We start from the raw sequence: 14,082 nt of genomic DNA, 5'->3' as shown, positions 1-14,082 counted from the left end.
GTGGCCGCGCCACGTACACGAACGCTGCCTACGCAGTGCCAGGCTGCGAACACGTTCAGGGCGGCCCCGGGGCGTGGACATCCGAAGTGACGGCGCAGAGGCGTGAGATCTAATGAAGAGATATCCCAACGACATTCATCCGGACTACCCAGTTGCCACTGTGTATGGCGCAGACGGGCAGCCCTACGATTATGTCGATGACCATGAACCAGCGCGTTCCTATGCCGCTTGCGGCTACCGCGTCGTGGTTCATATCGGCGATGGACCCTACACACGCGACGAATTGCAGGAAGCTGTCGACCGGGAGCTGTCCGGCTCGCGGTCGGGAGGACGTGACAGCGCGGCGTAAGCAGACGCGATTCGGACGGTGCGCGGCGCAGGCTGCAGCGATACAGCGAGGATCTGAAATGCCCTGCGGCAGACACAAAGTAATGACGGAGGTCGCCGGTCGAAACGAGTGGAAGGTCAGCGCCGGCCAGTTACTTCGAAACTGGGGCAAACGCCTTGCTCCAGCATTGCTCGGGCGCAGCCGCAAAGCCTTCCCTCTCAAAGCTCCGCGACTACTCGGTTCGCGTCATCGCGAGGTGGTCTGCACACGTAGTGCGGGCTGGCCGGGTCAAATTTGGTCACGGCGGGATCAGGGATGATGCGGCCGTCAGATCCTCGTTTGTCCAAGGCCACGCGGTGCATCTTCTTGAGTTCATCGACGGTGAACATTTCGAAGTCGATGTAGCCGCGGTCGCCGTTCTTCTCCTCGGCGGTGAGCTGCGCCTCGGATTTCTCCTCGATCTTGAACCACTGCCGCGTGTACATCCGCGGAACCTTGTCCGACACATTCTGTTTGAACGACGGCCAATGATCTTTGACCTGTGGCGGCAGGTTCGCGTTATCCCACGACTCGCCTGGGGAATATCCGAGGTAACCCTGGTACTCGGTGGCGTCGGAAGCGCCGGTCTTCTCGTCGACAGAGGCAATCACGCAGCGGCCCTTAATCTTCGGGTCCATCGCGTCAGTGATCAATCGAACCTTGGGCTGCACCGACTCGGGGAACCCATACTTCAGCGTCAGTTCTTTGGGGCGGCCCAAGCAGATACTCATGGGTACGTTCGACTTCCAGGTGTTCGGGATCGACACCGCACGGGCGTCCTGGGACACCAGCAGGACGTGCACCCGCAGTTCGCGGCCCAGGGAGAGAATCTCGGTCACCATCGATTCGATGGCCTCGAAGTCCTTGCCCGGCAACGCGCTCTTCCACTTCTCGCGCATGCCTTTGATCTCGTCCATCACCAACAGCACCGGCGCAAAGTTGTTCCACCCTTCCGGATCAGTGATCTTGGCTTCCATGGACCCGTTCTGCCGCTCCTGCAGAATCAGATATGCCAGAACGATCGCGCCGACATAGCTCATGCCGCGCGGGGAGGCACCGATCCCAACCGCGACTGTGCCCGGAACGGGAAGATTGTTGTCCTCTGGGTGCGGAGCGAAGTATCCGGCGTAGTCCGGCCCTTTGCCATCGGCGAGAATCAACTGCCATCCAGCGGCGCGGAACTGCTCAAGCAAGCTGCGCACACTTACCGACTTTCCAGAGCCCGACTCACCGATGCACATGAGGTGTGGCATTTTCTGCGGGCACACACCTTCCACACCCCGAGCTGACTTGCCGACTTTGAACTCCCAGCCGATGTAGAGCCGCTTGGCCGCAGCGGCGTCGGTAACGACAGGCCAGTCCGGGGGAAACACCAGCCTCTCGATCCGCGACTTGCGACTCGCCAGAAAGCGGTCACCAGTCTCATCCCACTCGAACGCCCAAACCCCGCCGAGTCCTTTGCGAAATGTCGACTGCAACCTGTCCTGGATGCCAGCGGTAGTGAGGAAACCTGAATCCACACAATGGAATCCCCACAGAACAAGCTTCCTTCCACCCCTGCCGTCTTCTTCGAATTCGACTTTTGCCGGGTCGAGCACCAGCCTGTCGCGGAACTGGGAGGCGGCGATATCAAGGATGCGGCGCACCTCAGGGTGCAACTTCCCGTGCTCATACAGGATCGGCGGGAGCTCTGGAACTGCGCTGCCTGAGACGTGTGCGGCCTCGCTCACGCCCAACGGCACCTCACGGCGGTAGCCACCGTCCTGCATCCGCCACTGGCGGCGCGCCGCGGCCAGAATCCACGCTCCGACTGCTGCGCCGCCCCACCCCACAGCCGTGCGTACCGGCGAGGGATAGCCCCATACGGCGATCGGAGCCAGCAGCCCAGCAATTCCCAGGGCGGACAAGCACAACGCCTGGGAATGGTAGGAGGCTCGAGCGAACCCGCTGGTGTCGCGACTGTCACCGGGCTTCACGGCTGGGACGCACCTAACTGATCGTCGCTATAGCTGGTCACGGGTTGCCCTCCTCATCCGATCCGTGACGGTGCTTTCCCCGGCGCGCCGGCGGTTTCTGCGGAAGAGCTGGCGAAGGTGGCGGGCTCGGCTGGCGGTCCCGGGACCGGTTCGGGGGCGGATCCACCGGTGCCAGTGGAGGTGACCCTGCCGGGGCGGGCCGCAGCGGAGTGCGGTCGCGACGACGGGGCGGGGTCTTGGCGTCCTGGGCGGGCGTGTCTGCTCGCACCGCCGGCGGCGGGGTCAGCGGGGGCGAAGCCGCGACCGGGGCGGTGTCGACTCGCGGCGCAGGCGCTCTCGTCGGCGTCGGCGCCGCGGTACGTCGCGGTGACCGGGCGGCAGCAGGTGGCGCGGACACCACCGGAGGCAGCTCTGTCACGTCCCGCACGGACAGCGTCGTTGGAGTCGCGCGCCGCTTGGAGACGGGAGGGTCCGGTCGCGTCACCGGGACTGCAGCCGGGGTCGCTGGAACCGCGGCCTGTCTCACGGTCTCGACCGCCGGCACAGCGGCAGCTGGCCGGCGCTTGGGGCGGATCGCCGCGGTGGCCGTCGGCAGATCCACGACCTGTGGAAGGCGCAGATCCGAACCTTCGCGTGGTGCAGCAGATCCCTCGGTGTCGACGTCCCCGAGCAGCGTCCGGCGCTCCATCGGTGTCAGTTCCCAGCGCACGGTCGTGGTCTGCTCATCGACTGCTACCGCGATCTCCGAATGTCCGCTGGCCGTTGTCGTTACGGTGAGACTGTTGGAGGCCCCCCGTCCGGGGACGTCTTCGGTGACCAGCAGAACTGCCTTGCCGGCGCACCGTTCGCGGTGGCGCTCCCACCATGCGGGCGTGCACACCACAACGTCGGCGGGGGCCGAATCCAGTGACCCCACAGTCAGTGTCGGGCAGTCGCGATGCGCAACTAACCGGTGCCAGCGCGGATCGTCGATCATCACTGCGATGGTCTGGTCCTGCGTCGACAGCCGCGCCACCATCTGCATCGCGAACAGGACCGGACCCGACAGCCACAACGGCTCGGCGGTCGGAGAAACTGCCACGAAGACGCGCGTCTTGTCCTCGCGCGTACCCACAAACACACCTGCTCCCCCGGCCGGGATACCGAATCCGAGGTGATGATCGTCGTCGATGAGGGCACCTGGAGACCGCAGCGGAAGCTGCCTAGTCACCGGCAACGCCTGAACCAGGCCCGCGGCCTGCTGTCCGACAGCGGCGCGCAGGCCGTATCCGGAAGCTTTGGCCAGGCCGTCCTCGCCGCGCACCAGGTACGTGATCAGAGGCTGGGCCAGCGCCTGATTATCGCCCTGCGGGGTCAGTGTCAGCGTGGTGTATTGCCGGTGGGACTGCAGGTGGTGCCAGCCGCCGGCCGACTCGGCGTTCCAGTGCCCTCGCGCTGGAACGTAGGTGCGGGTGTGCACACCGGAACGGGGGCCACAGCTTCGCCACCCGGGGCTGGCCAGTGGACGGCCCACCTGTGCGAGGACATCGGACTGGAATGCCCGGATCGAGTTGACATCCATGATTCGGCCACCGAAGCCTTGCTCGGCCAGTGCATGGCAGACCCGGGTCGCCGCGATCGTCAGTGCCTGGCACAGGCCGTGTGGGAGTGAATCACGCTGTGCGCGGCGATAAGCAGGACCGAGCATGTCGGCTTCCAGGCGCAGCGACACCTCAATCACTGTCATCCCGCCGAGGGGGACCGACACTGGTCCGATGAGGGTGTCTAGGACGCCGGCGGCGACGTCGCGGGCGGCGAATTTGTACCCGGCGCAGATTGCGGTCAAGCGGTTGACTCCGATGTCGTACTGGCGCAATTGACGGCGCAGGACATCTGCTGAGATCACCGGAGACTGGCAGGAGCCCGTTGCAGTGATACTGGTCAACTGCCACGGCCTCGGCGTGATCTGGACCAGGGTCGAGACGGTGTTCCCGTCGAAGATCACGCCTATTCCTTCGCGTGAGAACGCTGCCGCCTGCTCCGGGAGGTCACGGCTGCCGCGACGCAACGCCACCCATTGTCCCAGTGTGCGTCCCCCCACCTGCGCTCCGAAGACAGCCGCGATCGCGGCGGCCGAACCAACTGCGGCGGCCGGCCCGTACGGGGACATCCCCAGTACGGCGGTGGTGGCCAGCGCCGAGGCGGCCAGGCCGGTGCTGGGGGTCAGCGACAGCAGTTTGCGATCCGGAACCGCGAGCCGCGGCGGAGCCGATTCAGTGGCGTTGTTGTCCCCGGTCGTTGTGCGCGCACGGCGGGCCATCAGTTGTCCTCCTCGATTTTGACTGCGCGGCAACGGACACCGGAAACCGGACACCACCGCTGAGTGGTCATGGCTGTTGTTCCTTGCGTCCGCGCCCTCCTCGGGCCAGGGTCACCACCATGGCGATAAACACCGCGGACCCGAGCACGGCCAACGTGATCAGGGCGACCGTGCGGCCAAGAGTGTCCGGCGGGGGTGGCGGAGCCCCAGGAACCGCTGCGACCGCGGGAACACCGTCGGGCAGCATCGGGATCGAGTCGTCGATTGGGGCGGTCAGCGCGGCTTTGGGATCCACCACCCCGGCGCCGACCAGTGAGGACAATGCGCTCGATGGGCTGTGGGCGGTGCGCTTGATCCTCTCGATCACTTGGTGGGCACTCAGGTTCGGCCAGCGCTGCCGGATCAGGGCTGCCAGGCCAGCAACGTTTGCAGAAGCGAAACTGGTTCCGGCGATCGGCTCGTCGCCGGCTTTGGTTGTCTGCGCGTTGATCAGCTCACCGGTGATCTTGGCCGGGTCGAGGCTGACGACGTTGATCGCCGGGGCGGCCACACCCACCCACGGTCCCGGCATCGACTTGACGTACGGGTCGCCGAATAGTGATGTGCCGCCGACACTGAGCACGAACTGGTCGAACAGCGAGGGCAGCGACAAAGCGCTCACCGCGCCCCAGCCGCGTTCGTCGGACGGGGTGGCCGGGTCGGGGCCTGGGTTCGGGGCGCAGTCGTTGCCGAGGTTTCCGGCCGCGGTCACCACCACTACGTTCTTCACCACCGCTGCGAAATAGAGAGCGCCGGCCAACTCCTTCAGATCCACCGGCGCCGATACAGGCACACATGCTGTGGCCGAAATGTTGATGACCGTGGCGTTCAATGATGCCGCCCGCACAATCGCGCGGGCCATCGTGGTGAGGTTGGACGCGGCCTGTGCGTCGCGGGCATTGCCCGGTTGTTTGGTGGTATCGATGCTGTAGCGGTCGGATGTCTGGCGGATCGAAATGATCGCGGCATCGGGGGCAATTCCAACGAAGCCGTCGCCGGGCTTCGGCTGTGCCGCGATGATCCCGGCGACCAGGGTGCCGTGATGGTCGCAGTCAAGCAGCCCATCCGTGCCCATGATGTAGTCACCGCCACCGAGCAGACGCGGCAGCCGATCGTTTCGATTGACCCCGGAATCGACGACCGCGACTGTCTGGCCTTTCCCGGTGGACAAGCCGTGCAGATCCCGAACGCCCCAGACAGTGTCGATCGGCACCGAGTCGAACTGTGATCCGGCCAGTTGCCCGGAGGTAGCGCACTCGTATTGCTGCTTCATCGGGAACCGAGGGTCAGGTCCTGGTGGGGCGTCAGGCGGGGCGATGTCTACCGCTGGGTCGAACACGTACGGGCTGTAGGCCGAGGCGTGCGGCACAGGCGATAGCACTGCGGCCAACAGAACGGCGGCGAGGATGGCACCGCTGCGTTGGAGCGCTGTCAGGATGCGGAGACGGGGCACGACGAACCTTTCTCGGCAGTGGGTGGAGGTGGCGGTGCTTAGCGGTTTCGGACCTTCGACCAGCCGTCCATGATGAGAACCAGCAGCGGGAAGACCGCAACGACGGCCAACACCGCGACCCTTTCCAGACGGCGCTTATCCAGCGGTGAATGCATGGACTGGGCCCGGATCGCCCACAGCGTCGAGAGCAGCACGAACAGCATCAGCGGCGCTGCTCCGGCGATCAGCACGACCGAGTCCGCCTGATGCGGTGACACCGCCCGACCGGCCAAATAGGCGGTGGCGGCTAAGGGACCGGCCACCATCAGCGGCACGGCAGCAGCACGAATGACCAGACCGCGTCCGATCGCGACCGTTGCAACTGACGCAGAACCGACCAGTGCGAACATGTGCCACTCGTAGTTGGAGGTGAAGTAGCCGCCGGCCGCCGCCGCGGCGACCAGTGCCATTCCCGCCCCTGCGACCATGCCGATCAGGGCCTTGAGTGTGGTGATGACACGAGCCTCTTGGTTGAGCATCGCTTCGATGGCGACGCCGGACGTCGACCTTCGTGACACAGCGGCGACGGTTTGCTCGGACCGCCGTATGACCGGCTCGCCGGTGGTCGGGATGTAGTTCACCAACACTCGTCCCACTCCGCGGGAGAACTGCACAGCACACACGATGACGACCAATGACAGGAACACCATCTGCGCGGCCGCCGCTTGTGATGACGCCGGCAAAATGATGTGCAGCGCACCGACGAGCACCGCGCATGCCGAGACTGCGGCCGCACCTACGTGTAGTCCGGCAGGTTTGTTCGCCGTCACCGACCACAACGCCACGACCATGGTCGCCACAGCTGCGCCGACAGTGGCCAGGTGCCAGATCCCGAGGCTCCGTGGCACCCCCGCCAGCGCGGCCCCCGCCGTGGCCAGGTAGGCACAAACGCATAGCGAGGCACTGACATCGTCGAACTCGTCGCGGGCCCGAGACAGAACCCCGGCGATGGTGGCGCACATTACGGCCAGCGCGGCTAAAACACCCACCACCGGCCACCGCGCGGCGGCATTACCGGCCAGAACGTCGGCTATGCCGACTGCTCCGACAGCTGCGACTGCCAGCGGCAGCGCTGCGGCGGCCAACCGCCGAGTGTCGCGGCCGTCAAGAACGGCGAATAGCCGCCGAGATACCTCCGCGGCGCCCTCGGCGACGTCGTCACGCAGGACCGGATAGCTCTCGGTGCGGGTGCGGTGAGTCAGGTAGAGGTCGGCCCCCGGGGCTATTTGGGCTTCGGCCAGGGTGATCTCGGGGTCCAGCCGTTTGCGCATCGGCCCGGCCTCCAGCGCCCACTCCACGCGTTCAGCGGTCAGATAGGCGTGCACCGTCCCCTCGGAGTGAACGCTTCCGGCGAATTGTTCGCGCAGTTGGGGAAGCAGCGCCGTCACCGTCGTGTGGGCGTGCAGTTTGCATTGGAAAGCGGAGTCGCCGGCGTGCACGTTGACTGCGACGAACGTGGTGTCGGCGAGCACGGATACGGGCTGTGTCATGCGCGCAATGGTTACCTGCGCCCGGCGTCGCCCCTTGGCCGCGGCGCGACTTGCAGAAGGTCCACGGATGTTTCGGCAGATCCGCTGTCGTCCGACCGCGCCGCGCTCGTCAGCCTTCAATGTCGCGAAACACGATGTGCGCCATGACCGACAGTGAAGAGTGGCGCAGTGCTGTTACAGCATCCAGCGATGCCGAGCTCGACGATGCCCGCCGTTCACACCGAATCGGACTGGGCCTGTGCGGTGACCCTGAAGACGCCGACCACGAATAGGCCCAGCTGTCCTATCGTCCTGCTGCTCGCGCGCAGGTTCATGGTCCGTCCAACCCGGCACGAAAGACCTCGGGAGTAGCTGCTCTTCCAGATCATCCGGAATCTGGCATGCAGTCACGCCTGCAAACAGCAGCGGCACTTGAGCATGCATCTGCACGTCCCGCAGGAGGGAAACACGCAGCATATGCCGTGAACGCGCAGCTGAATGCCTGTGCAACTTCGGGCCCTCGAACCGACGCAGCGATACTCTTTAGCAAACATCACGAGAAAAGCGTGCCGTTAGCTGAGACGACTCCCGACATGTTTACAGTTGCAGCGTGCAAGGAGCGGCCCATAGCCGCACTTCACAACCAGTTTCACCCATTTCCGGTGCGGATCCGCGCGATATGCCACGATTTAACGCGTGTTGACGATCCACACGTGGCCCTTGCCTCCATATCCGGAGCGCGGGCGATCTTTTCAGATCTCACACCTGCTGGCAAACCACCACAGAACTACTTAGCGAGAGGAAGGATCCAGCACCTCAGACATCGCTGATGCCTGGCAATGGTGCATACTCAGGCCGCACGGAACCAACCGGAGAGGACCGTGGTGAGCAACGACGACAGTGGATGGCACCGCTTGGGAGCTGCGCTACGGCAGGCGCGCATCGACAGCGGGTACCCCCGCATGGAGGCTTTCGCCGAACAGTGCGGAGTCTCGATTCGGGTGTTGTCCGATCTGGAAGCAGGGCGCAGAACGAACTTCTCGTCCCGCGTGCTGGGTCGGCTGGAGGCAGGGGTCGGGTGGCCGCCGGGGACGATGGATCAGATCGTGGCCGACCCCGAATTCACTCCCCCCGGACCCGAGATCGGCAGTGATTTCCTATTCCGGCCGCCCAACTACGACCGCCGGCCCGTTCCCGTTGATGTTGCGGCAGTGGAACGCGCCATCGCCGTGCTCGACAGCTTCACGCGCAAACGCAGCGCCAGCCGGGCACGCAAACGGGGCAGCGATGCGGCGCACGACGATTCGGCGGTCGACCAGATCGGCGCCGCGCTCGTAGCACTGAGTTGGCCTTACGTGATCCGACTCGTCGAGGACAACTGTCTGCCGAGCAACGCATTGCATCCGGGTGTGCGTCCCCTCTACGAGACGTTCCTTGCCATATCCGGCGATCTGGCGCCCAACGACCCCTCAAGCCGCTACGCGCAGTGGCTTGCCGGCGATGTGACCGATGTTGGCGAAACACTGCGTCAGCGGTACACGCAGCGGTGGACGGAGTCACGCAACGTGAGGCGAGGCCGTCTCACAGAACACACCGAGGCAGAGGACTGATCTTCCGTGACACTGAGCACCGTGTAAATCTGCAGATTTTCGCGTGCACGTCACGATTGACATGGTCGCTCATCCTTTCCGAGCGCAAAACATGGCTATAGCCCATATAGTTATGTTTTCGCCTGTGCGTCTGAACCGAGGAGGCTGCGCCATGACGAAGCCTCCCAAGGCGACACTTCTCTCGATCGCCGATATCGCAGAGACGTACCGACTTGGCGCCGCCACCGTTCGGACGTACAACGACCAAGCCGCTCAGCGCCGCCGAGCCGGATCACCACGCCCGCACGACTTTCCGGCGCCCGCCGCACGAATCGGCAATAGTCCGCTCTTCGACGCCGATGCGGTCACCGACTGGTTCATCAACCGGCCCGGACGCGGCACCGGAGGTGGCCGCCCACGGAAACCGCGGGGCTCAACTGACATGGCGAGATCGACCAAACACCGGACTATGCGCTGACCAACCCTCGCTGTGAGCGCTGGGAAACCGCCTAGCGCGCCTCCCCCGCCGGAGAGGATCTCAACAGCCGTGCACCATGCGCTCCCAGTTGAGGCCGCACCGCTTGCAGATTGCCCGGCCCCCGCGGATGACGCGATTCTCCGGGTTGTCGTGTGCAGCTTTCGCCTCGGCCAGCTCAGCGGCCTGGCGCGGCAGATCCCACTCCCTCATTGAAGACCGCTTCCGAGCTCGTCGAGGTCGTACTCGACGCCCCAGTGCATGTCGTCGTTGACGTAACCGCTGGTGGACCCGTCGCGGATCTGTGTCCGGACCTCCGCCAGGTACTCCGAGGCCCCGGAGGCCGGGACGTAGATGATCAGCCTGGCCATGTCAGACGGCCAGGGGAAATTCGTCAGAGCTGACGGTCGCGCGGTCGATCCCATTCGCTTCGGCGATCTGAACGAGCACCTCCTCGATGTCCATGCCTCGCGCCCCAGGTGAAGCCTCGCCGATTCGGATCAACTCCTCGACCAGCGGGCCGGGGGTGAAGATGGCCCCTTTAAAGGCGTAATGACTCACAGCCACTCCTTGCGTTCGGCTCTACAACGGCGTCCGCGATCGTTGTAGACCGGCCGGCACGGAGTGGCGCACGGCGCGGCTTCACCGACGCGGGAATGCCGCGGCGGCGAGTCAAGCGACAGAGTCGCGCCGCGAGGGGATGGTGAGAAGGTAGCCGAGACGGGATAGAGCATCCTCGACACTTCCGACAGGTCCGGCCTCCCCGCCGAGCAGGTTGGTCCAGTCAGTGATCACCCCACGGGCACTGGAGACAAACGCGTAGAAGGTCTCCGCATCCGGGATGAGGGCGATATTGCGATGGGAGCGACCATCAACAGCAACGATCGCAGGCGTCACAGAGAAGTGCCGCTGCGGTGACCCGATCGGGCTGACACGCCGGTGCGCAAGTACTTCGTACGCAGTTCCAGAGTGGGCGGGGTGGGTCATAGCGCAGCTCCTGCTCAGGGTCGGACAGCGGGGCAACTTCAACCGACTCGCGCTGGAAAGGCCTGTGGAAACTGACGACTCGAGTCACACATCGCCTGACCCGAGTCGTGTGGTGTTGCATTCCCGGCGCCTCTCCAGGTAGTCGCGAAACCAACAGTAGTATATGCATTGAATTACAAACATATGCTCAGATAAATGGCCCGATGCGCACTCGATCCCGGGGAACACCGCCCCGCAAACTTCGCCGAGGCCTGCGGGCCGTACGCCATGCCGAGCCCTAGCCGCAACTGCCCGCGGGCCTGGGATCACCGTTGCGGTCGCCGAGGCGGTATCCGACCGCAGCGAGCGCTGATTCGTAGTCAACAACCTCGGGCTCACGCAGCACCGCCAGCGCGGTCCAATCAGCGACATCGCCAGAGCCATTCGCGGCGAACACATAGAAGGTGCTGAACCCGCGGATGATCGCCACATCGACGCTGCAACGTCCGGACCTCTTCAGCGGCGGGTCCAACCGGTAGTGACGCTGCGGCGACCCGATAGGACTGATCCGCGGGTGTGCAGCTGCCATCTCGATAGCAGTCCCGGCGGAAGAGTTGGTCACAGGGCTGTCTCCTTGGTCATGCTTCGGCGGCTGGATCCGTTGATGCTGGCCGAACACTGGAGCGAGCACACAGCGGGGCGCGGGGTCAGCCACTCAACCATGCGGCGGCCGGGCAAGCAGCCTCGAAACCACGATCCAGACGCACAGAAACCCCACGCCGACATCGTGCATTGGCGGTGTGACAGGTCATCGGACAAGCTCTCGGGTCCCCACCCGCACCCCCGCCCCCTTCCGAACGGCTGCTCGGTGTTCGTCTTCTCTGCGGTTCGCCGCTCGCTAGACCTCCCCGAGTTTCACCGTAAATTACCCGTTTGACCTGCGGTAACTGTCAGTAAATCGGTGACTTTTCGGTTCACCTGCAGCAATGCGTAGCTGTCGTGGAAAGGGGGGGTGCCTCGGACAGCTCGGCGTGACAGAAGGAAACAGGGTCTATAGGTGGAAGCTAATTAGTTAGTTGTTCTAGATACATATCTTTACCTGCATTCTCTCTGAAACAGAGAATATCCGCTGCCGGAGGCACCCCCCATTCCCACGACAGCTGCGTGTTTGCCCAGCTGAGCGGTGAAGTAACCGGATCTCTGACAGTTACCGCTGGTCAAACGGGTAATTTACGTCGAAGTACGGGGAGGTTCAGCGCGTCCGTGACAATTTACATCCGACAAATCCAGCGGGAAACCGGGAACCGGAAAACGGGAACCGGTGTGTCGAAAACCTGTTCGAACAGATGCATGCGGGACTCGTGAGACGACAGCGAGAACCGCGCCGCGGGCCGTCCATGCCGCCAGGCGATGCGACCGTGGGAGCCATGGCCACGACCCCCGACTCCGCCGGCAGAGCCTGTGCCATCGGTCTGGACTTGTCCTTGACCGGAACCGGCATCGGAGCGATCGACCTGGCGACAGCGGCGCTGACCACTGCGGTGCATCGCTCAGTGCCGCCGGCCACCAGCACCATCGACGCCCACGTCTCTCGACACCGGATCCTCGTCGACGGGATTGTCAACCAGGTGCGGGCCTGCAACCCGGCGCTGGCAGTGGTGGAGGGTCTGCAGTTCTCGGTCCGCGAGAAGGACAGCTCACTGACACGTCGCGGATTCCTGTGGTGGGCAGTGATCGAAGGCCTGTGCACGGCGGGGGTTCCGGTGATGGAAGTGACTCCGCAACAGATCAAACAGTTCGCCACTGGAAAGGGCAACGCGAGCAAAAGCCAGGTGGTCGCCGCCTATGCGGTGGCTTGGCCGGACGCCACCCGAGACAAGAACATCGAGGACCGTGCAGACGCCGCGTTCGCCGCCGCCTTGGGTGCCGCATGGCTCGGCTGCAAAGGCCTTCCACTGAGCAGCACAGTCACACGCCGAAAGGTGATTGCGAAGCTCCCTGCCCCCACCAGTCCGGAGCGCGTCGCCGTGCACGCCGCTTAACTTGCGCCATCACATGCCACTTGTTTTACGATGCACTGACATCTCCTACCGCTGCGCGCTATCGGCATCGGCGTGCCGTCATGTGGCAATTCGTCTTGTCGCCCACGCAAGTTAACGTGCCCCGCATGAGCACAGCACTGGCGCCCGCACCGGCGATCTACAGCGTCGCCCCGGCTGGCCCCTCGATCACTGTGACGACCCTGTCCGCTGCCCCGGAAATCGGCAGCGTCGCCCCGGTCGGCTCGACGACTGCGTCGGTGATCAGTAACGGCACCTTGGCGGGGCCATCCGCGGCACCGCTCATTGGCAGCGTCACGCCAGCCCCGTCGCAGGTTTTGGCCATGTGCGACGACCCGGTGGCGCCGGCCCGGACTCCCTACGCACCGCCCACCGACGCCATCCCCGCGCCTCCTGAGGTTCCCGGCAAGTGGCAGCCTGCCTACACCCGCGACAAGAAGAGCTATGTGGTCCCCGGCCTGGACGGGATCCGCCAGACCGACACCCTGACTCGCGCCACCAGCCACGCCAAGGTCCTCGACGACACAGGAAACTTGACCGACTGGCAGCTGCGGTCGACGGTGCTGGGACTGGCCCGCAACCCAGAACTGCTCGACGGACTTGCCCTTGACGGCGCCGAGCACATCTCCGAACTGGACTGGTCGTCCAAGCGTGCGCTGAGTTCAGTGGCGTGGCAGGCGGCCCGCCGCTCCGGCGCCCACGACGGCAGCGAGTTCGGCACGATGGTGCACGGCTATCTGCAAGCCGTACTGGAGGGCGTCTTGACGCTCGATGACGTTCCCTCGATGATTCGTCCCTACCTTGTGGTGCTGTTCGCGGCGATGCGCCGCCATAACCTGAATTTCGTCTCCTCCATGGTCGAACGCACTGTGTTCATCCCCGCCACCGGGATGGTCGGGACGTTCGACTTCCTGGTCATTGACGCTGAAGGCACTCTCATGATCGGCGACCTCAAGACGTCGAGCTCCATCGACCTGTCCTGGTTGGCGATCGCGGTGCAGCTCGCCCAATATGCGACCGCGTCGCTGATGTTGACGTGGAATGGCAGCGGATGGGAACCGATGCCCCCGGTATCACAGGTGATCGCGAAGGTGGCGGCGGTGCCCAAGGACGCCGCAGTTCCCAGTTGCCGTATCTACTCCGTTGATCTGAGGCTGGGAAAGCGGTTGATGGACACCGCAACTTGGGTCCGACATGTCCATGAGGCAGCGGCCCGCTCGGCCAGCAACCCGCAGCTGCAGCGTGCCGGTGACGATCTGGTCGCGTGGGCTGACGACGAAGCACTGCTATTGAATGCGGTGCCGACGCTGGTCTGACGGGTGCTTGTGCAGCACCGCGCTACCCTCGCTC

14 protein-coding genes are annotated in these 14,082 nt (G+C 64.6%); 5 read left to right on the top strand and 9 right to left on the bottom strand.

Annotation, left to right across the window (positions count from 1 at the left end):
- Positions 1-546: 546 nt before the first annotated feature.
- The 4 genes from ACNQR1_RS17685 to eccD all read right to left on the bottom strand — a co-directional run bounded on the left by ACNQR1_RS17685 (position 547) and on the right by eccD (position 7,663).
- Complete coding sequence (locus ACNQR1_RS17685; protein ID WP_235784421.1) at positions 547-2,097, bottom strand: type IV secretion system DNA-binding domain-containing protein; 1,551 nt, start codon at positions 2,095-2,097, stop codon at positions 547-549.
- Positions 2,098-2,380: 283 nt separating this feature from the next.
- A complete protein-coding gene (locus ACNQR1_RS17680) occupies positions 2,381-4,642 on the bottom strand; it encodes a type VII secretion protein EccE (RefSeq protein ID WP_052773208.1) in 2,262 nt (753 codons plus the stop codon).
- Positions 4,643-4,709: 67 nt separating this feature from the next.
- Positions 4,710-6,134: a type VII secretion-associated serine protease mycosin gene (gene mycP, locus ACNQR1_RS17675; RefSeq protein ID WP_234802093.1), complete on the bottom strand. Its 1,425-nt coding sequence runs from the start codon at positions 6,132-6,134 to the stop codon at positions 4,710-4,712.
- Between the two features lie 38 nt (positions 6,135-6,172).
- Positions 6,173-7,663, bottom strand: coding sequence for a type VII secretion integral membrane protein EccD (gene eccD, locus ACNQR1_RS17670; RefSeq protein WP_047036742.1), 1,491 nt, complete (start codon positions 7,661-7,663; stop codon positions 6,173-6,175).
- 143 nt (positions 7,664-7,806) lie between these two features.
- Here eccD and ACNQR1_RS17665 point away from each other — a divergent pair, with 143 nt between their 5' ends.
- The 3 genes from ACNQR1_RS17665 to ACNQR1_RS17655 all read left to right on the top strand — a co-directional run bounded on the left by ACNQR1_RS17665 (position 7,807) and on the right by ACNQR1_RS17655 (position 9,709).
- Entirely contained in the window at positions 7,807-7,935 is a 129-nt protein-coding gene (locus ACNQR1_RS17665) for a hypothetical protein (RefSeq protein WP_267880555.1), read from the top strand.
- Positions 7,936-8,526: 591 nt separating this feature from the next.
- Positions 8,527-9,252 (top strand): helix-turn-helix domain-containing protein, encoded by a 726-nt coding sequence (locus tag ACNQR1_RS17660; RefSeq protein WP_234802092.1) that lies wholly within the window; start codon positions 8,527-8,529, stop codon positions 9,250-9,252.
- Positions 9,253-9,403: 151 nt separating this feature from the next.
- Positions 9,404-9,709, top strand: coding sequence for a hypothetical protein (locus ACNQR1_RS17655; RefSeq protein ID WP_047036746.1), 306 nt, complete (start codon positions 9,404-9,406; stop codon positions 9,707-9,709).
- 60 nt (positions 9,710-9,769) lie between these two features.
- Here ACNQR1_RS17655 and ACNQR1_RS17650 read toward each other — a convergent pair whose 3' ends face one another.
- From ACNQR1_RS17650 to ACNQR1_RS17630, 5 genes are all read right to left on the bottom strand, one after another.
- Entirely contained in the window at positions 9,770-9,919 is a 150-nt protein-coding gene (locus tag ACNQR1_RS17650; protein ID WP_019349194.1) for a hypothetical protein, read from the bottom strand.
- On the bottom strand, positions 9,916-10,077 hold the full coding sequence (locus ACNQR1_RS17645) for a hypothetical protein (protein WP_165588893.1): 162 nt from the start codon (positions 10,075-10,077) through the stop codon (positions 9,916-9,918). Before ACNQR1_RS17645 ends, ACNQR1_RS17650 begins: the two co-directional genes overlap by 4 nt.
- 1 nt (position 10,078) lies before the next feature.
- Entirely contained in the window at positions 10,079-10,267 is a 189-nt protein-coding gene (locus ACNQR1_RS17640) for a hypothetical protein (RefSeq protein ID WP_043371641.1), read from the bottom strand.
- Positions 10,268-10,378: 111 nt separating this feature from the next.
- Complete coding sequence (locus ACNQR1_RS17635) at positions 10,379-10,693, bottom strand: hypothetical protein (RefSeq protein ID WP_019349197.1); 315 nt, start codon at positions 10,691-10,693, stop codon at positions 10,379-10,381.
- Between the two features lie 277 nt (positions 10,694-10,970).
- Complete coding sequence (locus tag ACNQR1_RS17630; protein WP_131721858.1) at positions 10,971-11,294, bottom strand: hypothetical protein; 324 nt, start codon at positions 11,292-11,294, stop codon at positions 10,971-10,973.
- An 805-nt stretch (positions 11,295-12,099) separates the two neighbouring features.
- Here ACNQR1_RS17630 and ACNQR1_RS17625 point away from each other — a divergent pair.
- Together ACNQR1_RS17625 and ACNQR1_RS17620 are read left to right on the top strand one after the other, a co-directional pair.
- Positions 12,100-12,714 (top strand): crossover junction endodeoxyribonuclease RuvC, encoded by a 615-nt coding sequence (locus ACNQR1_RS17625; protein ID WP_019343703.1) that lies wholly within the window; start codon positions 12,100-12,102, stop codon positions 12,712-12,714.
- Positions 12,715-12,839: 125 nt separating this feature from the next.
- Positions 12,840-14,048, top strand: coding sequence for a hypothetical protein (locus tag ACNQR1_RS17620; protein ID WP_019343704.1), 1,209 nt, complete (start codon positions 12,840-12,842; stop codon positions 14,046-14,048).
- The last annotated feature ends 34 nt before the right edge of the window (positions 14,049-14,082 follow it).

Source organism: Mycobacterium sp. 48b (assembly GCF_048282725.1).
Taxonomy (GTDB): domain Bacteria; phylum Actinomycetota; class Actinomycetes; order Mycobacteriales; family Mycobacteriaceae; genus Mycobacterium.
This window is presented reverse-complemented; position numbering and strand designations above follow the sequence as displayed.